Annotated in this window: 1 protein-coding gene; it reads right to left on the bottom strand. The window is 73.9% G+C overall.

Annotated features, from left to right (window positions below):
• Positions 1–37: 37 nt before the first annotated feature.
• Complete coding sequence (locus U5640_RS39725) at positions 38–24781, bottom strand: SDR family NAD(P)-dependent oxidoreductase (RefSeq protein WP_340384075.1); 24744 nt, start codon at positions 24779–24781, stop codon at positions 38–40.
• Positions 24782–24820: the final 39 nt, after the last annotated feature.

The raw sequence follows: 24820 nt of genomic DNA, 5'->3' as shown, positions 1-24820 counted from the left end.
CATCCCTGAGCCGATGCCAACGGTTTCCCGCGGCTGATCACGACATCCCGAGTTCTTTGTCGATCAGGTCGAACAGCTCGTCCGCCGTCTCGACGGAGTCCAGTTCCCCGTCGTCGACGTCGGCGAGCGCCGCTCCGGAACCCCCGGAGCCGGTGCCGTTGTCGTGTCCGGCACCGCCGCCCTTCGTTGTCTTCTCCTGCCACTTCGCCGTCAGCCGCTGGAGCCGGGAAGTGATCGTCGCGTGGTCGTCCCCGCCGACCGCGGCGGCGCCGAGCGCCGCCTCCAGCCGGTCCAGTTCGACCAGGAGCGGCGCCGCCGGCACGGCCGCGCCCGGGCCCTCGCCCGCACCCGTGCCGGACGCCTCCGGCAGGGTGATCCCCTCCAGCAGGTGCGCCGCCAGCGCCGTCGGCGTCGGGTGGTCGAAGACCAACGTCGCCGGAAGCCGCAGCCGGGTGACCGCGTTGAGCCGGTTGCGCAGTTCGACGGCGGTGAGCGAGTCGAACCCCAGTTCCTTGAACGCCTGGTCCGGTTCGATCTCGTCCGCCGAGGCATGGCCGAGGGTGGCTGCCGCCTGGGCACAGACGAGATCGACGAGGTGCTGCTCCCGGTCGGCCGGCGCGAGGGCCGCCAGCAGGGCTCCGAGGTCCTGCCGCTCCGCACCGGCCCCGGCCGCCGTCTGCGCGGCCCGCCGCGCCGGTGCCCGCACCAGGCCGCGCAGCAGCGGCGGTACGGCCTCGGCGTGCGCCCGCAGCGCCTGGAGGTCGAGGTTCACCGGCAGCAGGAGAGCCCGGTGTGCGGGGGCCGTGGGGGCCACGAGCCCCGCGGTGTCGAGGAGGGCGAGTCCCTGCTCGGCGGTGAGCGGCCGCATGCCACCGCGGGCCATGCGGCGCAGGTCCGCCTCGGTCAGGTCGGCGGTCATGCCCGCGCCGGGCGCCCACGCGCCCCACGCGAGGGACACGGCCGGCAGACCGGCGGAGCGGCGGCGGGCGGCGAAGGCGTCCAGGAAGGCGTTGGCGGCCGCGTAGTTGGCCTGACCCGCGCTGCCGAACGTCCCCGCGACGGAGGAGAAGACCACGAAGGCGGACAGATCCGCGTCACGGGTCAGCTCGTGCAGGTGCGCCACGGCGTCGGCCTTGGGCCGCATGACCTCGGCCAGCCGCTCCGGGGTGAGCGAGGCGACGACACCGTCGTCGACGATGCCGGCCGTGTGGACCACGGCGGTCAGCGCATGCCCGGCCAGCGCGGCGGCCAGCTGGTCGCGATCGGCGACGTCCACCGCCACGGCCTCCGCCTCGGCGCCCAAGGCGGCCAGCTCCGCGAGGAGTTCACCGGCTCCCGGCGCATCGGGGCCGCGTCGGCTGGCGAGCAGCAGACGCCGTACCCCGTGCTCCGTCACCAGATGACGGGCCGCCAGCGCGCCCAGACCACCCGTACCACCGGTGACCAGGACCGTGCGGTCCCGGTCCAGCGGCACCGGGACGGTGAGGACCACCTTGCCGACGTGCCGGGCCTGCGACAGGTACCGGAAGGCGTCCGGAGCCCTGCGTACGTCCCAGCAGGTGACCGGGAGGGGCTTGAGCACCCCCGCCTCGAACAGGGCCACCAGGTCGGCCAGCATCCCGCCGATCCGCTCCGGACCCGCTTCCCACAGGTCGAAGGCCCGGTACATGACTCCCGCGTGCTCGGCGGCGACCGCCTCCGGGGCACGGACGTCGGTCTTGCCCATCTCCAGGAACCGGCCACCGCGCGGCAGCAGACGCAACGACGCGTCCACGAACTCACCGGCGAGCGAATCCAGTACGACGTCCACGCCGTCGCCGCCGGTCGCCGCGAGGAACGCCGACTCGAAGGTCAGGTCACGCGAGGAGGCGATGTGCCCCTCGTCGAGGCCGAGGGCACGCAGGGTGTCCCACTTGCCGGCACTGGCCGTACCGAACACCTCGGCACCCAGGTGCCGCGCCAGCTGCGCCGCGGCCATGCCCACACCGCCCGCGGCCGCGTGCACCAGCACCGACTCGCCGGGCTTGACGGCCCCGAGGTCGGTCAGCGCGTAGTACGCGGTCAGGAACACGATGGGCACCGACGCCGCCTCGGCGAACGACCACCCCTGGGGCACCCGCGCGACCGTCCGCGCGTCCGCGACCGCCACCGGCCCGAAGGAGCCGGGGAACATGCCGAACACCCGGTCGCCGACGGTCAGTCCGGACACGCCGGGACCGACCTCGGTCACCACGCCCGCGCCCTCGCCGCCCAGCAGCCCCGCCTCGCCCGGATACATGCCGAGCGCGTTGAGCACGTCGCGGAAGTTGACGCCCGCCGCACGGACGGCGATACGGACCTGTCCCTCCGTCAACTCGGCCGCAGCCTCCGGGAACGGGGTCAGGGCCAGGTTGTCCAGGGTGCCCTTCTCCACACTGTCCAGGTGCCAGGCCGGTTCACCCGCCGGGAGCGGGAGTCCGTCCCCGGTCGGGACGCGGCCGAGGCGCGGCGCGTAAGGCACGCCGTCCCGCAGCGCGAGCTCCGGCTCGCCGGTGCCGAGGGCCTGGGCGAGGGCGGCACGAGACGCTTCCGTGCCGTCCGTGTCGACCAGGGCGAACCGGTCGGGTGCCTCGGCGCGCGCGGCCCGTACCAGGCCCCACACCGCGGCCAGGGCCGGATCGGGGGCCGTGCCGTCCAGGGTGACCGCACCCTCGGTGACGACCACCAGGCGGGACTCCTCGAACCGCTCGTCGGCGAGCCAGGACCGTACGGCGTCCAGGACACGACCGGTGGCCACGCGGGCCGCGGCCGCCGTGTCGCCGTCGGCGCCGTCCAGGCCGCCGCCCGCGGCGAACAGCACGGTCGCGGGCACGGTGGCCGGCAGTTCGGCCAGGGTCGGGTACGACACCGCGCCGGGCACGGGGCCGACGGCGCCGACCGCCACGAGGGCACCCGCCGAGGACGCGTCCGGCGACACCTTCGTCCAGTCCACCTGGAAGAGGCCGTCACGGTGTCCGTCGGCCTCGGCGCGCGCGGCGAGGTCGCCGGACACCTGGCGCAGCAGCAGCGACTCGACGGCGGCGACCGTGCCGCCGGTCGGGTCGGCCAGTTGCAGGGCGACGGCTTCCGGACCGGCCTGCACCATCCGGACGCGCAGGGCCCGCGCGCCGGACGCGCGCAGCGACACACCGCTCCAGGAGAACGGCAGCCTGCCCTGGCCTGCGTCGGCCAGCGAGACGAACATCATCGCGTGCAGGGCGGAGTCCAGGAGCGCCGGGTGGAGACCGAAGTCGCCCGCGAGTCGATCGTGCTCGTCGGGCAGCCCGACCTCGGCGAAGACCTCCTCACCGCGCCGCCAGACCGCGCGCAGGCCCTGGAAGACCGGCCCGTAGGCGAAGCCCGCCTCGGCGAAGCGGTCGTAGAAGCCCTCCATGGGGACGGCCTCGGCGTTCGGCGGGGGCCAGGCGGTCAGGTCGGGGGCCGCGGTCTCGGGCGCCGGGTCGGCGGTCAGCGAGCCGCTGGCGTTCAGCGTCCAGGGATCGGTGTCGAGGGCGTCCTCGGCCCGCGAGTACACCTCCACCGTGCGGTTGTCCGACTCGTCGGGCTCGCCCACCCTGACCTGCACCAGTCGTCCGGTGCGCTCGGGCACGACCAGTGGGGCGGCGATGGTCAGTTCCTCGACGCGGTCGTAGCCGAGCTGTCCGGCCGCGCACAGGGCGAGTTCGAGGAATCCGGTACCCGGGAAGAGGACGGTGCCGGTGACCGCGTGGTCGCGGAGCCACGGGTGGGACCTGAGGGAGAGGCGCCCGGTGAACAGGGCCTCCTCGCTGCCGGCCACCCGCACGGCGGCGCCGAGCAGCGGGTGCTCGGCCGAGCCGAGGCCCGCGGAACCGAGGTCGCCGAGGGTGACGCCGGTGAAGTCCGGCCAGTAACGGCGGCGTTGGAAGGCGTACGTCGGCAGGTTCGGGGTCGGGCCCCGGTCGCCGCCCGTGAGGGTGGACCAGTCCGCGTCGGCGCCGTGCACGAACAGGGCTGCGAGGGCGGCGAGGGCGGACGGCGTCTCGGGCCGGTCCTTGCGCAGCACCGGCGTCATCACCACGGCGTCGGTGTCGTCGAGGCAGGCCTGGGCGAGGGCGGTGAGGGTACCGTCCGCGCCGAGTTCCACCCAGCGCCCGACACCCTGTCCGGCCAGCACCCGGACCGCGTCCGCGAACCGCACCGGCCGGCGCACATGGGCCACCCAGTAGTCCGCCGACATCACCTCGTCGGCCGAGGCCACCTCACCCGTCACCGTCGAGACCATCGCCAGCTTCGGACGCCCGTACGACAGACTCTCCGCCACCTTGCGGAAGTCGGCGAGCATCGGCTCCATCAACGGCGAGTGGAACGCATGACTCACCCGCAACGCCGTGACCTTGCGGTCCAGGGCACGGAAGTGATCGGAGATCTCCGCCACGGCATCCGCCGCACCGGCGATCACCACCGAGCGCGGGCCGTTGACCGCCGCGACACCCACCTCCTCACCGAGGAGAGGCAGGACCTCGTCCTCGGCCGCCTGCAGCGCCACCATCGCGCCACCGGCCGGCAACGCCTGCATCAGCCGGCCGCGCGCCGCCACCAGACGGCACGCGTCCGCCAGCGACCACACACCCGCCACATGCGCCGCCGCGATCTCACCGATCGAATGACCCGCCAGCACGTCCGGCCGCACACCCCACGACTCCAGCAGCCGAAACAGCGCCACCTCCAGAGCGAAGAGGGCCGGCTGGGTGAACTCCGTACGGTTCAGCAGGTCGACGTCCTCACCGAACACCACCTCCCGCAGCGGACGCGGCACTTCGGTGTCGAAGTGGGCGCAGGCCGCGTCGAAGGCGTCTGCGAAGACGGGGTAGGCGTCGTACAACTCCCGTCCCATGGCGAGGCGTTGTGAGCCCTGCCCGGCGAACAGGAACGCCGTGCGAGCCTCACGGCGGGCCGTGCCCGTCGCCGCGTTGGGTGCCTCCTCGCCGGAAACAACCGCCTCCAGCGCCCGCAGCAACTCCGCACGGCCCGAACCCCAGACGACCGCCCGGTGCTCGAACAGCGACCGCGACCGCACCAGCGCACCAGCCACCTCGGCGAGGCCCAGCATCTCGTCACCGGCCACGAACTCCGCCAGCCGCCCGGCCTGGGCCCGCACCGCCGCAGCCGTACGACCCGACACCACCCACGGCACCACACCACCGACAACCGGCACCGGCACCGGATCCGCCACCGGCTCCACCGGCGGCTCCTCCAGCACCACATGCGCGTTCGTACCACTCAGCCCGAACGACGACACACCCGCACGCCGCGTCCGCCCCTCCACACGCGGCCACTCCACACGCTCCGTGAGCAGCTCCACCGCCCCCGCCGACCAGTCCACGTGCGACGACGGCTCCTGCGCATGCAGCGTCCGCGGCAGCACACCGTGCTGCAGAGCCAGCACCATCTTGATCACACCCGCGGCACCCGCCGCAGCCTGCGTATGACCAATGTTCGACTTCACCGACCCCAACAACAGCGGCCGCTCCCGATCCTGACCGTACGTCGCCAGGATCGCCTGCGCCTCGATCGGATCACCCAACGCCGTACCCGTACCGTGCGCCTCCACCGCATCCACATCAGCAGCCTTGAGCCCCGCACCCGCCAGCGCCTGCCGGATCACCCGCTGCTGCGAAGGACCGTTCGGCGCCGTCAGACCATTGGACGCACCGTCCTGGTTGACCGCGGAACCCGCGACCACCGCCAGCACCCCACGCCCCGCCGCACGCGCACCCGAAAGCCGCTCCACCAGCACCAGACCCGCACCCTCGGAGAACCCGGCACCGTCCGCAGCGTCCGAGAACGCCTTGCACCGCCCGTCCCCCGCAAGCCCCCGCTGCCGACTGAAGTCCAGGAACAGCCCCGGCGTCGACATCACCGTCACACCACCGGCCAACGCCAGATCACACTCACCCGAACGCACCGCCTGCACCGCCAGATGCAGCGCCACCAGGGCGGCCGAGCACGCCGTGTCGACCGTGACGGCCGGGCCCTCCAGGCCGAGCGTGTAGGACACCCGCCCGGAGACGATGCTCGCCGCGTTGCCGGTGCCGAGGTGGCCGCCGACGTCCTCGCCGGAGGCGACGAGGAGCGGGGTGTAGTCGTTGCCGTTGGTGCCGGCGAAGACGCCGGTGCGGGAGCCGCGCAGGGTCGTCGGGTCGATCCCGGCCCGCTCGAACGTCTCCCACGCCAGCTCCAGCAGCAACCGCTGCTGCGGGTCCATCGCCAGCGCCTCACGCGGCGAGACGCCGAAGAAGGCGGGGTCGAACGCGGCCATGTCCCGCAGGAAGCCGCCTTCGCGGGCGGTGCAGGTGCCGGGGTGGTCGGGGTCGGGGTGGTAGAGGTTGTCGACGTCCCAGCCGCGGTCGGCCGGGAACGGCGCGATGGCGTCGGTGCCGTCGGCGAGCAGCCGCCAGTAGTCCTCGGGCGTGTCCGCCCCGCCGGGGAAGCGGCAGCTCATCGCGGTGATGACGATCGGGTCGTCGGCGACGGAGACAGGGTCGGCGGCGGTCCGGGTGGCCGCCGGCAGGCGGTCGTCCGTGGAGTCCGTGCCGTCGGACGCCGTACCGAGTTCACCGAGCAGCATCCGCGCCAGTTCGGCGCAGTTCGGGAAGTCGAAGACCAGCGTGGCCGGCAGCCGCATGCCGCTGATCTTGTTCATGCCGTTGCGGAGTTCGACGGCGCTGAGCGAGTCGAAGCCGAGGTCGCTGAAGGCGCGGGTCGGCTCGACCGCCTCGGGCCCGGGGTAGCCGAGCACGGTGGCCACATAGCCGCGGACGACGTCGAGTACGGCGTCCGCCCGTTCGTCGGCGGGCAGGCCGGCGAGGTGGCGGCGGAGCGCGGGCTGGCCGGTGCCGTCGCCGTCGCCGCCGAAGGAGTCGCCGGCGGTCGGGCGGGAGGCGGTGGTGCCGGCCGGTGCGAGGACGCGCCGGGCGTCGGGCAGGTCGCGCAGGAGGGCGCTGGGCCGGGAGCCGGTGAAGGCGGGCGCGAAGCGTTCCCAGCCGATGTCGGTCACGGCGACGTGGGTCTCGCCGTGGTCGAGTGCCTGCTGGAGGGCCTGGCAGGCCAGTTCGGGCCGCATGTCGTAGACGCCGTAGCGGCGCAGACGGTCACCGACCGCGCCGTCGCCCATGCCACCGTCGGCCCAGTGGCCCCAGGCGACGGCGGTGGCGGGCAGGCCGAGGGAGCGGCGCTGCTGGGCGAGGGCGTCGAGGAAGGCGTTGCCGGGGGCGTAGTTGCCGAGGCCGGGTCCGCTGATCGTGCCGGACGTGGAGGAGAACAGGACGAAGGCGGACAGGTCGAGTCCGGCGGTCAGTTCGTGCAGGTTCACCGCGGCGGTGGCCTTGGTGCGCAGCACCGGGTGCATGCGGCCGGGGTCGAGGGCGTCGATGACACCGTCGTCGAGGGATCCGGCGATGTGCAGCACGGCGTCGAGCGGGTGTTCCGCGGGGATCGACCCGAGCAGCTCGCGCAGGGCGTCGCGGTCGGCGACGTCGCAGGCGGCGAGGGTGACACGGCCGGCGCCGAGCGCGGTCAGCTCCGCCGCCAGTTCGGCGGCGCCGGGCGCGTCGGCGCCCCGGCGGCTGGTGAGCAGCAGGTGGTCGGCGCCGAGGGAGGCGAGCCAGCGGGAGATGTGTCCGCCGACCGCGCCGGTGCCGCCGGTGATCAGGACGGTGCCTCGGGGGCGCCAGGTCTCGCCGGGCGGTGTGGCGCCGTCGAGCGGGGCGCGCAGCAGGCGGCGGCCGTAGGTGCCGGAGGCGCGGAGGGCGGTCTGGTCCTCGCCGTCGGGACGGGCGAGCAGGGCGCACAGCCGGTCGCCCGCCCGGCGGTCCAGGGTGGCGGGCAGGTCGATCAGGCCGCCCCAGCGGTCGGAGTGCTCCAGGGCGGCGACCCGGCCGAAGCCCCAGACGAGGGCCTGCGGTGCGCTCAGCACGGTCTCCGACGCGGTGAGGGCGACGGCGCCCCGGGTGGCGCACCACAGGGGTGCGCTGATGCCGAGGTCGCCGAGGGCCTGGACGAGCGTGAGGGTGGCGGCGAGACCGGTGGGCACGGACGGGTGGTCGGGGTGCGGGGTCTCGTCCAGGGCGAGGAGCGAGAGCACTCCGCCGAGGTCGGCTGGCTCCAGGGCGGGTTCGGCGTCCGTGGCGGCGAGCGCGGCGGTCAGCAGTCCGGCCAGTCCCTCGCGGTCGGTGCCGGGTGCCGCGCCGTCGACGGTGACGGTCCGGACGGTGACGCCGTGGTCGGTCAGTGCCTGCCGGGTGGCGTCCGCCAGGGCGTGGCCGGCGGCGGGCCGGACGAGGAGCCAGGTGCCGGACGGGGGCGCCGCGGCGGTGTCCTGGGTGAGCGGGGTCCAGCCGACGGTGTAGCGCCAGCTGTCGACGGTGGACTGCTCCTTGCTGCTGCGCCGCCAGGCGGACAGCGCGGGCAGCACCTCGCGCAGCGGCGTGTCGCCGCCGATGTCGAGGGTGGCGGTGAGGGAGGCGAGGTCCGCTTCCTCCACCGTCCGCCAGAAGCGGCTCTCCACCTCGTCGGACGTCTGTGCGCCGTCCTCGGCCGCGGGCTCCGCGTCCCGCAGTTCGGGCCAGAACCTCAGCCGCTGGAAGGCGTAGGTCGGCAGGTCGACGCGGCGGGCACCGGTGCCGGCGAAGACACCGTGCCAGTCGACGGGGACGCCCTGGACGTGGGCTTCGGCGAGGGAGGTCAGGAAGCGGTCCAGGCCGCCCTGGTCGCGGCGGAGCGTGCCGAGCACGACGGCGTCGGCGCCGGCGTCCTCGACGGTGTCCCGGAGGCCGAAGGCGACGACGGGGTGCGGTCCGACCTCGATGAAGGCGCGGTGTCCGGCGCCGAGCAGGCCGCGGATCGCGTCCTCGAAGCGGACGGTCTCGCGCAGGTTGGTGTACCAGTAGGCGGCGTCCAGGACGGTGTCGTCGGCCAGCCAGTCGCCGGTCACCGAGGAGCGGAACGGGATCTCGGGGGGCGTCGGCCGCAGTGCGGCGAGCGTGTCGAGGACCTGCTCGCGGACGGGTTCGACGTGGGTGGAGTGGCTGCCGTAGTCCACGGCGACCTTGCGGGCCTGTACGCCGTCCCCGGTCAGTGCGGTGAACAGGTCGTCCAGGGCGTCGGCGGCGCCGGAGACGACGACCGAGCGGGGGCCGTTGACGGCGGCCACGGCGAGCCGGTCGCCGTACGGTTCGAGCCGGGGGCGGACCTCGTCGGCGGGCAGCGGGACGGACATCATGCCGCCGTCGCCCGCGATGGCGGTGATGGCCTTGCTCCGCAGGGCGGCGACGCGGGCGCCGTCCTCCAGGGACAGGGCACCGGCGACGACGGCCGCGGCGATCTCTCCCTGGCTGTGGCCGACGACGGCGGCGGGCTCGACGCCGTAGGAGCGCCAGAGGTGGGCGAGGGAGACCATGACGGCCCACAGGACGGGCTGGACGACGTCCACCCGGTCGAGGTCGGGGGCGTCGGGGCCGCCGCGCAGGGCTGCCGTCAGCGACCAGTCGACGTGGGGCGCGAGCGCCTGCTCGCACTCGGCGATGCGACGGGCGAACTCGGGTGCGGTGTCGAGGAGTTCACGGCCCATGCCGGGCCACTGGGCGCCCTGGCCGGGGAAGACCAGCACCGGTCCGGTGCCGCGCCGGTCGACGCCGCGGACGACCTCGCTGACCATGCCGTCCTCGACGAGGTCGCGCAGCCCGCGTACCAGGCCCTCCTCGTCGGCGGCGAGCACGACCGCCCGCTGTTCGAAGGCGGTGCGGGTGGTGGCCAGGGACAGGCCCAGGTCGGCGAGGCCGACTCCGGGGTGGGCGCGCAGGTGGGCGAGGAGCCGGCCGGCCTGGGCGCGCAGTCCGTCGGTGGTGCGGGCGGACAGCGGGACGGCGACGGGGACGGCGGCCGGGACGGTCGGGTCCTGCGGCGTCGCTGTCGTGTCGGGCTCGGTCACGTCGTCGGGGGCCTGCTCGATGATGACGTGCGCGTTGGTGCCGCTCATGCCGAACGACGAGACGCCCGCGCGGCGCGGCCGGTCGGTCCGCGGCCACGGCACCGGGTCGTTGAGCAGCCGTACGGCACCCGCGGACCAGTCGACCTCGGAGGTCGGATTGTCGGCGTGCAGGGTCGCCGGGAGCAGCCCGTTGCGCAGGGCCATGACCATCTTGATCACGCCGCCGACGCCGGCCGCGGCCTGGGAGTGGCCGATGTTGGACTTCAGGGAGCCCAGCCACAGGGGGCGGTCGTCGGCGCGGTCCTGGCCGTAGACGGCGATCAGGGCCTGGGCCTCGATCGGGTCGCCCAGCGTCGTCCCCGTGCCGTGCGCCTCCACGGCGTCAACATCGGCCGGGGTGAGCCCGCCGCCGGCCAGCGCGGCGCGGATGACGCGCTGCTGCGAGGGCCCGTTGGGGGCGGTCAGTCCGTTGGAGGCGCCGTCCTGGTTGAGGGCGCTGCCCTGGACGACGGCGAGGACGGGGTGTCCGGCGCGCCGGGCGTCGGACAGCCGTTCGAGCACGACCATGCCGACGCCCTCGGCCCAGCTCGCTCCGTCGGCGTCCGCGGAGAACGGCTTGCAGCGGCCGTCCTCGGCGAGCGCCCGCTGCCGGCTGAACTCGATGAGCGAGCCCGGCGTCGACATGACGGTCACACCGCCGGCCAGGGCGAGATCGCACTCGCCCTGCCGCAGCGACTGCACCGCGAGGTGGAGGGCCACCAGGGAGGAGGAGCAGGCGGTGTCGACGGACAGCGCGGGGCCCTCCAGCCCGAGGGCGTAGGCGATCCGGCCGGACAGGACGCTCGGCGAGTTGCCGGTGCCGATGTAGCCCTCGAAGCTCTCCTTGGCCGCGCCGAGGATGCCGATGTAGTCCTGGTAGGTGACACCGGCGAAGACTCCGGTGAGGCTGCCGCGCCGGGACGCCGGGTCGATCCCCGCCCGCTCCAGCGCCTCCCACGACGTCTCCAGCAGCAGCCGCTGCTGGGGGTCCATCGCCAGCGCCTCACGCGGGGAGATGCCGAAGAAGCCGGGGTCGAACTGGCTGGCGTTGTGCAGGAAGCCGCCCTCGCGGGCGTAGCAGGTGCCCGGGTGGTCCGGGTCCGGGTGGTAGAGCGCGGCGAGGTCCCAGCCCCGGTCGGCCGGGAGCGGGGAGATGCCGTCGCCGCGGTTGGCGACGAGGTCCCACAGTTCCTCGGGGCTGGTGATGCCGCCCGGGTAGCGGCAGGCCATGCCGACGACCACGATCGGATCGTCGTCGAGCCGGTTCCGCACGGCCGCGGGCGCGGCCGTGTCCGGCCGGGTGCCGAAGAGTTCCTCGTCGAGGTGTGCGGCGAGCGCGAGCGGGGTCGGGTGGTCGAAGACCAGGGTGGCCGGCAGCAGGACGCCCAGGTCCGCGCTGAGCCGGTTGCGCAGTTCCACCGCGGTGACCGAGGCGAAACCGAGGTCCTTGAAGACGCGGGAGGGCTCCACCTCGTCGAGGTCGACGTAGTCGAGCACGGCGGCCACCTTGCGGCGCACCAGGTCGAGCAGCACGCGCCGGCGCTCGGCCGCGGACCGCCCGGCGAGCCGGTCCAGCAGGCTCGCTTCCCCGGCCTCGTCACCGGAGTCGGCGGCGCGACGGCGTCCGGCCCGCGCCGGGGCGGCGGGACGTGCGCCCTCGGCGGTGTCGCCGGGGACGTCGGCTCCGTGCCCGCGGTCGTCCGCTGCCTCTGCGGGCGTACGGTCCCCGGCACCCGCCGTGTCCGTACGGTCCCCGGCGGTCGCGGTGACCGGGCCGGACGCGGCGGAGGCGGCGGGGGTGGCGGGGCGCAGGCGCAGCGACTCCACGGTGAGCACCGGCTGCCCGGAGGCGTCGGCGGCCCGGAGGGTCACCGCGTCCTCGCCGGTCCGGGCCAGGTGGACGCGCAGGGTGGCGGCGCCGTCGGCGAGCAGGGACGCCCGCTGCCAGGCGAAGAGCAGGAGCCCCTCCCCCAGTCCTTCCGGCAGGCCGAGGCCGAGCGGATGCAGCGCCGCGTCGAGCAGGGCCGGGTGCAGCCCGAAGCCCCGCGCCTGTTCGCGGGTCTGAGCGTCGAGGGCGACCTCGGCGTACACGTCGTCGCCGTGCCGCCATACGGCGGTGAGGGCGCGGAACGCCGGGCCGTACTCCAGGCCGGCGTCGGCCGCCAGCCGCTCGTACAGGTCTCCGACGGGGACCGGCTCGGCTCCGGCCGGAGGCCAGACCGTGAAGTCGGCTTCCCGGCCCGCGTGGACGTCCCGCCGGGCGGCGGCGGAGCCGGTCGGCGCGAGCAGGCCGGCCGCGTGGCGGGTCCAGCCGGGGCCGTCGGACTCCGGGGCGTCGGACCGTGGGTCGTCGGGCCGCGAGTAGACGGCGAGGGCACGGGTGCCCCGGGCGTCCGGCTCCTCGACACGGACCTGGAGCCGGACCGCGCCGTGTTCGGGCACCGCCAGGGGCGCCTCCAGGGCGAGTTCGCGCACCTCGTCGCAGCCGACCTCGTCGCCCGCGCGGACGGCGAGTTCCAGGAAGGCGGTGCTGGGCACCACGACGGCACCGGCGAGCCGGTGGTCGGCCAGCCACGGGTGCGAGCGCAGCGACAGCCGTCCGGTCAGGACGACCGCGTCACTGCCCGCGACCGGTACGGCGGCGGCGAGCAGGGGATGGCCGGTGGCGGCGAGCCCCAGCGCGGAGGCGTCGCCCGTGGCGACCGGCACCTCCAGCCAGTAGCGCCGGCGCTGGAAGGCGTAGGTGGGCAGGGAGACGCGCCGCGTCCCGGACAGCACCGGCAGGGCCTGCGTCCAGTCCACGTCGACGCCCCGCGTGAACAGGGCGGAGACAGCGGTGAGCAGGGTGTGCGGCTCGGGCCGGTCGTGCCGCAGCACGGGCATGTGCAGCCCGTCCGTGGTGGGCAGGCAGGCCTGGGCGAGCGTGGTCAGGGTGCTGTCGGGGCCGAGTTCCACCCAACGGGTGACGTTCAGGCCGGCGAGGGTGCCGACGCCGTCGGCGAAGCGGACGGCGTCGCGCACGTGCCGCACCCAGTACTCCGGGGAGGTGATCTCCTCGGCGGTGGCGGCGGCGCCGGTGACGTCGGAGACGAGGGGGATGTGCGGGGCGGCGTAGGTGACGCCCTCGGCGACGGCGCGGAAGCCGGCGAGCATGGGTTCCATCAGCGGGGAGTGGAAGGCATGGCTGACCCGCAGCCGCCGGGTGCGCTTGCCGAGCGCCTCGGCGGCCGCCGCGATCTCGCTCACCGCGTCCTCGGTGCCGGAGACCACCACGGACAGCGGTCCGTTGACGGCGGCGATACCGGCCTCGGCCTCCCGGCCCGCGAGCAGGGGCAGGACCTCGTCCTCCGACGCCTGGAGCGACACCATCGCCCCACCCGCCGGCAGCGCCTGCATCAGCCTGCCGCGCGCCACCACCAGACGGCACGCGTCGGCCAGCGACCACACCCCCGCGACGTGCGCGGCGGCCAGCTCACCGATGGAGTGCCCCAGCAGCACGTCCGGACGCACACCCCACGACTCCAGCAGCCGGAACAGCGCCACCTCCAGCGCGAACAGCGCGGGCTGCGCGTACTCCGTACGGTTCAGTACGTCCGCCTCGTCACCGAAGGCCACCTCGCGCAACGGGCGCGGCAGTTCGGTGTCCAGGTGGGCGCACACGGCGTCGAAGGCATCCGCGAACACCGGATACTCCTCGTACAACTCACGTCCCATGCCAGGGCGTTGCGAGCCCTGGCCGGCGAACAGGAAGGCCGTACGGCCGTCCTGCAGCACGGAGCCGATGACGGAGCCGATGGCGGCGCCGTCGGAGCCGATGGCGGCGCCGTCGGCAGGCTCGCCGTCCGCGACCGTCCGCAGGGCGCGGAGCAGGTCCTCGCGGTCCGTGCCCCAGACCACGGCCCGGTGCTCGAACGCCTCGCGGGAGCCGACGAGCGCGGCGGCCACCTCGACCGCCGTCGCCCCGGGACGGCCGGCGACATGGTCGGCCAGCCGAGCGGCCTGGGCACGCAGCGCGGTCCTGCTGCGGCCGGACACCGGCCAGGGAAGCAGGGCGGTGGCCTCGGGACGGGCACCGTCCACGTGCCCGTCGGAGGACGACTCCATCTCAAGGGCGAGTCGCTGCGGGTCGGGCTGTTCCAGGACGACGTGTGCGTTGGTGCCGGACACGCCGAACGCCGACACACCGGCTCGCCGCGGACGTCCCTCGGTCACCGGCCACTCGGTGTTCTCGGTGAGCAGCCGGACCTTGCCCGCCGACCAGTCGACGTGGCTCGACGGCCGGTCGGCGTGCAGGGTGCGCGGCAGGAGGCCGTGGTGCATCGCCAGCACCGTCTTGATCACGCCGGCGACGCCGGCGGCGGCCTGGGTGTGTCCGATGTTGGACTTCAACGAGCCCAGCCACAGCGGCTGTTCGCGGTCCTGGCCGTAGGCGGCGAGGAGTGCCTGGGCCTCGATCGGGTCGCCCAGCCTCGTGCCCGTGCCGTGCGCCTCCACGGCGTCGACGTCGGCCGGGGTGAGCCCGGCCCCGGCCAGCGCCTGGCGGATGACCCGCTGCTGGGCGGGCCCGTTGGGCGCGGTCAGACCGTTGCTCGCGCCGTCCTGGTTGACGGCGGAACCGGCCACCACGGCCAGCACCTGGTGACCGTTGCGGCGGGCGTCGGAGAGCCGCTCCACGACGAGCACGCCCACGCCCTCGGCCCAGCCGGTACCGTCGGCGTCGTCGGAGAACGCCTTGCAGCGGCCGTCCGCCGCCAGCCCGCCCTGGGAGCTGAACTCGACGAACGCCCCGGGGTCGGCCAGCACGGTCACACCGCCGACCAGCGCCAGGTCGCACTCGGCGGAGCGCAGCGACTGCGCCGCCAGGTGCAGCGCCACGAGGGAGGACGAGCAGGCGGTGTCCACCGTCACCGCCGGGCCCTCGAAGCCGAAGGTGTACGCGACACGGCCGGAGACCACGCTGCCCGCGACACCCGTCAGCAGCTGCCCGCCGAGCCCCTCGGGCACCTCGCGGAGTCCGGCGCCGTAGCCGGAGCTGCCGGCGCCGACGAACACGCCGGTACGGCTGCCGTGCAGCGAGCCGGGCCTGATGTCCGCGTGTTCGAGGGCTTCCCAGGACGTCTCCAGCAGCAGCCGCTGCTGCGGGTCGACGGCGAGGGCCTCACGGGGCGAGATACCGAAGAAGGCGGGGTCGAACTGCCCGGCGTCGTAGAGGAATCCGCCCGCCCGGGTGTGGCTGCGGCTCGGACCGCCGTCCGCGGAGGAGGCGTGCAGGGCGTCGAGGTCCCAGCCCCGGTCGGTGGGGAACGCGGAGATCGCGTCGGCGCCCTGGGTGACCAGCCGCCACAGGTCGTCCGGGCCCTCCACCTCGCCGGGCAGCCGGCAGGCCATGCCGACGATGACGACCGGGTCGTCCGTCGTGACCGTCAGCGCCGGGACGGGCGACAGCGCGTCGGTCGCCTGGTCGGCGGCGTCGTCGGCGAACAGTTCCGCTCGCAGCAGCCGGACGAGAGCCGCCGGCGTCGGATGGTCGAAGACGAGGGTGCTGGGGAGCTTCAGGCCGCTCTCGGCGGCGAGCCGGTTCCGCAGCTCGACAGCCGTGAGCGAGTCGAATCCCAGGTCCCGGAAGGACCGTGTGGCCTCCACCGCCGCGGCGTCGGCGTGCCCGAGCACCGCGGCGACAGCGGCGAGGACCGATTCCAGCAGGGCACGGTCGCGTTCGGCCGCCGGCAGTCCGGCGAGACGGTCGCGCAGCCCCGAGCCGGCCGGTTCCCCGGCGAGGGGGACGGAGGGGGTGGTGAGGGCGGTGTGTGCCTCGGGAAGCCCGGCCAGCAGCGCGCTGGGACGCACACTCGTGTACGCCGGAGCGAACCGCTCCCACTCCACGTCCGCCACCACCACGACCCCGTCCCCACCGGCGACGACCCGACCCAGCGCCCGCACCGCACGCTCCGGATCCAGCGCCACCAGACCCCGCCGCCGCAACGCCTCCACAGCACCCTCGTCCGCAGCCATACCCCCACCGGCCCACGGACCCCACGCCACCGACGTCCCCACCAACCCCCGCGACCGACGCGCCGCCACCAAAGCGTCCAACGCCGCATTCGCCGCCGCATACCCCGCCTGCCCCCCACTGCCCCACACACCGGCAATCGAGGAGAACACCACGAACGCATCCAACGCACGATCCCCCAGCACCGCATCCAGATGCACCGCACCGGCCACCTTGCCCGACCACACCCCGGCAAGATCCCCCACCGACACCTCACCCAACGGCACATTCACCACCGCACCCGCCGCATGCACCACCGCATCCACCGGATACACCCCCAACAACGCCTCCACCGCACCCCGATCAGCCACATCACACGCCTCCACACTCACCCGCACCCCACCCGCGGCGAGCTCCTCACGCAACTCCACCGCACCCGGAGCCTCCACACCCCGACGACTCACCAGCACCACATGCTCAGCACCCTCAGCCGCCACCCACCGCGCCACCCGCGCACCCAACGCACCCGTACCACCCGTCACCAACACCGTCCCCCGCGGACACCACACCGACTCCCCACCAACACCCCCGGCAGGAACCCGCTCAAGCCGACGCCCGAACACACCCGACGCCCGCACCGCCACCTGATCCTCATCACCCACACCCGCCAACACAGCCACCAGGCGGCTCGCGGTACGGCGATCGATCGTGGCAGGGAGGTCGATCAGACCGCCCCAGCGGTCGGAGGCCTCCAGCGCCGCCACCCGGCCCAGGCCCCAGACGGCGCCCTGCGCGGCGTCCACGGCGCCGTCGGAACGGCCCACCGCGACCGCGCCCCGGGTCAGCGCCCAGAGCGGAGCCGTCACCCCGGCGTCGCCCAGAGCCTGAATCAGCGCCAGCGAACCCGACACGCCGAGCGGCACGCCGCCCTCGGCGACGTCTTCGGAGACGTCCTCAGTGAGGGCGAGCAGGGACACGACTCCGTCGACCGGCGCCGTGCCCTCCAGGCTCGCGGCCAGCCCAACCCGGTCCATGGTGGCCTCATGGGCGACCCGCTCGACCTCGGCACCATGCGCCGACAGCGCGTCGCACACCGACTGCGCCCAGGGGTCCGCGGTGAGTCCGGCCGGCTCGACCACCAGCCAACGGCCCGAGAGTGCGCCTGAGCCGGGGACGTCGGCCAGCGGCCGCCACGCCACCCGGTACCGGGAGCGGTCCGCCTCGGCCTGCTCCCGGCTCTGCCGCCGCCAGGAGGTCAGCGCCGGCAGGACAGCCCCCACGACCTCCTCGCCCAGCTCCAACTCCCCTGCCAGGGCTCCCAGATCCTCCCGCTCGACCGCCTCCCAGAAACGGGCGTCGATCTCACCACCCGCACCGACGACCGGCTCCGGACGCACGACATCCGGCCAGTACCGCCGGTGCTGGAAGGCATACGTCGGCAGCTCCACCCAGCCGTCGGCGGGGAAGAAGGCAGACCAGTCCACCTCGGCGCCACCGGCGAAGACAGCCGCCACCGCGGCCACCACCGCGTCGACCTCAGCCCGGTCCTTGCGCAACACCGGCACGAAGAGCCGGTCGTCGTCCGTGACACAGTCCTGCGCCAGCGTGGCGAGCGTGCCGTCGGGCCCGAGTTCGAGGAAGCGGGTGACGGTCTGCCCGTCGAGAGTGGCCACGGCGTCGGCGAAGCGGACCGTACGGCGGACGTGGTCCACCCAGTACTCCGGAGACATCAGCTCGTCGGTGGCGGGCGCGCCGGTCACCGTGGAGACGACGGGCAGCTGCGGACGCTCGTAGGAGAGCTCTTCCACGACCGCACGGAACTCGTCGAGCATCGGTTCCATGAGCGGGGAGTGGAAGGCATGGCTCACCCGCAGCGCCGTCACCTTGCGGTTCTGGGCGCGGAAGTGCTCCGCTATCTCCTCGACCCACTCTGAGGAACCCGAAATCACCACAGAACGCGGGCCGTTGACGGCCGCGATGCCCACCTCGTCGCCGAGCAGGGGCAGCACCTCGTCCTCGGACGCCTGGACCGCGGCCATCGCACCACCGGCCGGCAGCGCCTGCATCAGCCGGCCGCGAGCGGCCACCAGACGGCACGCGTCGGCCAGGGACCACACCCCCGCCACATGCGCGGCAGCGATCTCACCGATCGAGTGACCGGCGAGAACATCGGGGCGCACACCCCAGGACTCCAGCAGCCGGAACAGCGCGACTTCCAGCGCGAACAACGCCGGCTGCGCGTACTCCGTACGGTTCAGGCGCTCCGCTTCCTGACCGAACACCACCTCATTCAGAGGCACTTCGAGTTCCGCGTCGAGGTGGGCGCAGGCGGCGTCGAAGGCATCCGCGAACACCGTGTACTCGTCATAGAGTTCGCGCCCCATACCCAGACGCTGCGAGCCCTGACCGGCGAACAGGAACGCCGTACGGCCGCCTTCGCCGACCTCGCCCGTCACCACGCCCGCAACCGACTCACCGGACGCCACCGCGCCCAGACCGGCCAGCAGCTCCGCACGATCCGCACCCCACACCACGGCCCGGTGCTCGAACACCGACCGCGACCGGACCAGAGCCGCACCGACACCCGCCACATCCAGCACACCGGAGCCGGCCACGAACTCCGCCAGCCGACCGGCCTGCGCCCGCAAGGCGGCCCGACTGCGCGCCGACACCACCCACGGAACAACCGACGACACCGGCTCCTCGCCGCCGGAAGAGGCAGGAAGCTCCTCCGGGACCGGCTGCTCCAGGACGACGTGGGCATTCGTACCGGAGACACCGAACGCCGACACACCTGCCCGCCGCGCACGCCCCGCCTCGGGCCACTCCTGCTGCTGCGTCAGCAACTCGACCGCACCGGCCGACCAGTCCACGTGCGAGGACGGCTCGTCGACATGCAGCGTGCGCGGCAGCACGCCGTGCTGCATCGCCAGCACCATCTTGATCACACCCGCCACACCCGCGGCAGCCTGCGTGTGCCCGATGTTCGACTTCACCGAACCCAGCCACAACGGCCGCTCACGACCCTGCCCATACGTGGCAAGCAACGCCTGCGCCTCGATCGGGTCACCCAGAGCCGTACCCGTGCCGTGCGCCTCGACGGCGTCCACCTCGGCCGCATCCAGCCCACCGGCCGCCAGCGCCGCACGGATCACCCGCTGCTGCGAAGGCCCGTTCGGCGCGGTGAGTCCGTTGGAGGCACCGTCCTGGTTGACCGCACTGCCCCGCACCACCGCCAGCACCCGATGACCAAGGCGCCGCGCGTCCGACAGCCGCTCCACCACCAGCACACCGACACCCTCACCCCACCCCGTACCGTCCGCACCCTCGGCGAACGCCTTGCACCGACCGTCCACCGCAAGCCCCCGCTGCCGCGAGAACTCCACGAACGCACCCGGCGTCGACATCACCGTCACACCACCGGCCAACGCCAGATCACACTCACCCGCACGCAACGCCTGCGCCGCAAGATGCAGCGCCACCAGCGACGACGAACACGCCGTGTCCACCGTCACCGCCGGACCCTCCAGACCCAGCACGTACGACACCCGCCCCGACAGCACCGACGCCGCGTTCCCCGTGCCCACATGACCCTCGAAATCCTCACCCGAGGCCAGCAGCAGACCCGTGTAATCCTGACCGTTGGTCCCCGCGAACACCCCCGTCCGGCTGCCCCGCAGCCCACCCGGAGCGATCCCCGACCGCTCCAGCGCCTCCCACGACGTCTCCAGCAACAACCGCTGCTGCGGATCCGTCGCCAACGCCTCCCGCGGACTCATCCCGAAGAACCCCGCGTCGAACCCACCCGCAGCATCGAGGAACGCACCCATGTCGACCAGCGTGGTTCCGGGGCGCTCGCCCTCGGGGTCGTACAGAGTGGCCAGGTCCCAGCCACGGTCGGCCGGGAACGGGCCGACGGTGTCGTCGCCCTCGGACAGCAGCCGCCACAGCCCTTCGGGGTCCTGCACCCCACCCGGGAACCGGCACGCCATACCGACGATCACCACCGGGTCCTCGGCGACGACCGCACCGCCCACCGCCGGGACGGCGGCCTCCGCACCGGGCGCATCGTCGCCCAGCAGTTGTTCCCGCACGTGTCGTGCGAGTGCCAGCGGTGTCGGGTAGTCGAACACCACCGTCGCGGTCAGGCCGGTGACACCCGTGAGGGCGGAGAGACCGTTGCGGAGTTCGACCGCGGTGAGGGAGTCGACACCCAGGTCACGGAAGGCACGCTCGGCCGGCACGGCGGCCGCCCCCGCATAACCGAGCACGGCGGCGGCGCACGACTGCACCGTCTCCAGCAGGACGCGGTCCTGTTCGGTGCGGCTGAGGCCGACCAGCCGGCCGAGCAGCCCGGCCCGGTCGCCGATGCCGGTGCTCCCGGTCTCGGTGGCGGCGGCTTCCAGGGCCGCGTGCACCTCGGGCAGCGAGGAGAGCAGCGGGTTCGGGCGGGTCAGGGTGAGGGCGGGGGCGAACTCCGCCCAGTCGAGGTCGGCGACGACGACGGCGGGCGTGTCGGACGCGACCGCGCGGGCGAGCACGTTCGTGGCGGCCTCGGCGTCCAGGGGGAGGACACCGCCGCGGCGCATCCGCGCGGCGGAGTGGGTCTCGTCGGCCATGCCGCCGTCGGCCCACGGCCCCCAGGCGATCGAGATGGCGGGCAGCCCGGCCGCCCGGCGGCGCTCGGCCAGCGTGTCGAGGAAGGCGTTGGCCGCCGCGTAGTTGCCCTGGCCCGCCGCTCCGATGCTTCCCGCGAAGGACGAGAAGAGGACGAAGGCGTCGAGGGCGCGGTCACGGGTCAGTTCGTCCAGGTGCAACGCGCCCAGCGCCTTCGCACGCAACACCGTCGCGAACCGCTCCGGCGTCAACGCGTCGATCACACCGTCGTCCAGCACACCCGCCGTATGCACCACCGCATCCACCGGACACTCCGCCAACACCCCCGCCAAAGCCTCCCGGTCGGACGCATCACACGCCACCACCGACACCCGCACACCAGCAGCAGTCAGCTCCTCACGCAACTCCACCGCACCCGGAGCCTCCACACCCCGACGGCTCATCAGCACCACATGCTCGGCACCCTCAGCCGCCACCCACCGCGCCACCCGCGCACCCAACGCACCCGTACCACCCGTCACCAACACCGTCCCCCGCGGACGCCACACCGACTCCCCACCAACACCCCCGGCAGGAACCCGCTCAAGCCGACGCCCGAACACACCCGACGCCCGTACCGCCACCTGGTCCTCGTCGGCGAGTCCGCCGGCGAGAACCGCGGCGAACCGGTTGGCCGCGCGGCGGTCCAGGACCTCGGGCAGGTCGATCAGACCACCCCACCGATCCGGGTACTCCAGCGCCGCCACCCGGCCCAGACCCCACACCGCACCCTGCACCGGATCGGCCGGACCGTCCGAACGGCCCACCGACACACCGCCACGCGTCAGCACCCACACCCGGCCGCCCACACCCGCGTCACCGACCGCCTGCACCACCACGGCCACCAGGCCGCACACCTCCGCGGCGTCCGTACCGACGACGGTGTCGACGACGATCCCGGAGACTTCGTCGGCTCCGGCCGACTCCAACTGCGCCGCCACGGAGGCACGGTCGGACGCGACGGGCAGGTCGATCACGGCGAGGTCGGCGCCGCGCGCGGCGAGTTCCGCCGTGATGGCGTCGGTGCCGGTGTCCTGTCCCGTGCCTTCCGGCCGGAGTACCAGCCAGCGGCCGGCGGGCGGGGTGGTGGTCGACGCGAGCGGCTTCCAGTGTGCTCGGTAGAACCACCCGTCCGCGCGTGAGCGTTCCTGGCGGCGGCGCCGCCAGGACGACAGCGCCGGGACGAGTCCGTTCAGGGACTCCTCGGCGAGACCCAGCGAGTCGGCGAGGGAACCGAGGTCACCCCGCTCGACGGCGTTCCAGAACTCCGTCTCGGCGGCGCCCCCGGTGCGCTGTCCGCCTTCGACGCCGCTGCCCGCGGCCGGGCGGCCCTGGTCGGCGAGCCAGTAACGCTGGTGCTGGAAGGCGTACGTGGGCAGTTCCACCCGGCTGCCACCGGGCAGGACGGCGTCCCAGGCGACCGTGGCGCCATGGGCGTGGAGACGGGCGAGCGCCGTGACCACGTCGGCGGTCCCGTCCCGGTCCTTGCGCAGGAGGGGGGTGAACAGGAGGCCGCCGGTGTCTCCGGCGGCGAGCGCGTCCGGGCAGTCCTGGGCGAGGGCGGTGAGGGTGCCGTCGGGTCCGACTTCCAGGTAGCGGGTCGTGCCCCGCGCGGCGAGCACACCCACGGCGTCGGCGAAACGGACCGCCTGACGGACATGCCGCACCCAGTGGTCCGCAGAGCACAGCTCCTCCGCGGACGCGAGCGCACCCGTGAGGCCGGAGACGACCGGCAGAGCCGGCTCCGCATAGACGAGACCCTCGGCAACGGCACGGAACTCGTCGAGCATCGGCTCCATCAACGGCGAATGGAAGGCATGACTCACCCGCAGCGCCGTGACCTTGCGCCCCAGACCACGGAAGTGACCCGCGACCTCCTCGACCGCCCCGGCAGCACCCGAAACCACCACCGCCTGCGGCCCGTTGACCGCCGCGATGCCCACCTCGTCACCGAGCAGAGGCAACACCTCCTCCTCGGACGCCCGGACCGCGACCATCGCACCACCGGCCGGCAGCGCCTGCATCAGCCGACCACGCGCCACCACCAGACGGCACGCATCGGCCAGCGACCACACCCCCGCCACATACGCCGCCGCGATCTCACCGATCGAATGACCGGCCAGCACATCGGGCCGCACACCCCACGACTCCAGCAGCCGGAACAGCGCCACCTCCAGCGCGAACAACGCCGGCTGCGCGAACTCCGTACGGTTCAGACGCTCGGCGTCCGCACCGAACACCACCTCCCGCAGATCAAAGGGCAGTTCCGCGTCCACCGCGTCGAAGGCCTCGGCGAAGACCGGGTACTCGTCATAGAGTTCCCGCCCCATGCCGAGCCGTTGGGAGCCCTGACCCGCGAAGAGGAAGGCGGTACGGCCGTCCGGGTGGGCGGTGCCGGTGACGATGCCCTCGCTCCGGTCACCGGCGGCGAAGGCGGCGAGCGTCTCGATGAGTCGGGCGCGGTCGGAACCGATGACGGCGGCCCGGTACGGCAGTGCCGATCGGTGCGCGGCGAGCGACCAGGCGATGTCGAGGGGCTCGGCCCCGGGGTGTTCCCGCAGATGCGCGAGGAGACGGGTGGCCTGGGCGGGCAGGGCTTCGGGGGTACGGGCGGACAGGACCCAGGGCAGCACGCGGGGGGCCGGGTGCGGCAGCGCGTGGGAAGTGGCGGCTGTGGTCTCGCTGTCGCCGTCGGCGGGCGCTTCCGCGTTCTCGGGAGCTTCCTCCGCGGGTGCCTCCTCGAGGATGGCGTGGGCGTTGGTGCCGCTCACGCCGAAGGCGGAGACGGCGGCGCGGCGCGGTCGTCCGTCCTCACCGGCCCACTCCCGCTCCTGCGTCAGCAGCTCGACCGCACCGGCCGACCAGTCCACGTGCGAGGACGGCTCGTCGACATGCAGCGTGCGCGGCAGTACGCCGTGCTGCATCGCCAGCACCATCTTGATCACACCCGCCACACCCGCGGCGGCCTGCGTGTGCCCGATGTTCGACTTCACCGAACCCAGCCACAACGGCCGCTCACGACCCTGCCCGTACGTGGCGAGCAACGCCTGCGCCTCGATCGGGTCACCCAGCGTGGTGCCCGTGCCGTGCGCCTCCACCGCGTCCACGTCCGCCGTCGACAGCCCCGCACTGGCCAGCGCCGCACGGATCACCCGCTGCTGCGAAGGCCCGTTCGGCGCGGTGAGTCCGTTGGAGGCACCGTCCTGGTTGACCGCACTGCCCCGCACCACCGCCAGCACCCGATGACCAAGGCGCCGCGCGTCCGACAGCCGCTCCACCAGGAGCATGCCCACACCCTCGGACCACCCCGTACCGTCCGCGGCCTCCGCGAACGCCTTGCACCGACCGTCCTCCGCGAGCCCCCGCTGCCGCGAGAACTCCACGAACACACCCGGCGTCGACATCACCGTCACACCACCGGCCAACGCCAGATCACACTCACCCGCACGCAACGCCTGCGCCGCAAGATGCAGCGCCACCAGCGACGACGAACACGCCGTGTCCACCGTCACCGCGGGTCCTTCGAGGCCGAGCACGTACGAGACGCGTCCGGAGACCACGGAGGTGGAGTTGCCGGTCAGCAGGTGGCCCCGGACGTCGTCGGGGATGTCACCGAGGCCCGCGCCGTACTCCTGGTTGCTGCATCCGACGAAGACGCCGGCGCGGCCGCCCCGCGCGGACTCGGGGTCCACGCCGGCGTGTTCGAAGGCCTCCCAGGACGCCTCCAGCAGCAGCCGCTGCTGGGGGTCCATGGCGACGGCCTCGCGCGGCGAGATCCCGAAGAACGCCGGGTCGAAGTCGCCGGCGTCCAGGACGAAGCCGCCCTCACGGGCGTAGCTGCCGTCCACGCGGCGGGCTTCCGGGTCGTAGAGCGCCTCCGTGTCCCAACCACGGTCCGTGGGCCAGGGGGAGATGGCGTCGCCACCGTCGGCCAGGAGCTGCCAGTAGTCCTCGGGGGACCGCACCCCGCCGGGGAACCGGCAGCTCATGCCGACGATCGCGATGGGCTCGTCCTCGCGGGCCTCCAGCTCCTGGAGCCGGCGACGCGTCTCGGCCAGGTCTGCGGTGACCCACTTGAGGTAGTCCCGGAGCTTGTCTTCATTCGCCATTGGAACTTGCCCCATACGTCGTATCGGTAGGAACGATTC

Source organism: Streptomyces sp. SS7, from assembly GCF_037993025.1.
Classification (GTDB): Bacteria; Actinomycetota; Actinomycetes; order Streptomycetales; family Streptomycetaceae; genus Streptomyces.
This window is presented reverse-complemented; position numbering and strand designations above follow the sequence as displayed.

Coding starts and splice junctions, on each gene's coding strand:
- U5640_RS39725 (WP_340384075.1), bottom strand. CDS start 24,781: ATGGCGAATGAAGACAAGCTCCGGGACTACCTCAAGTGGGTCACCGCA.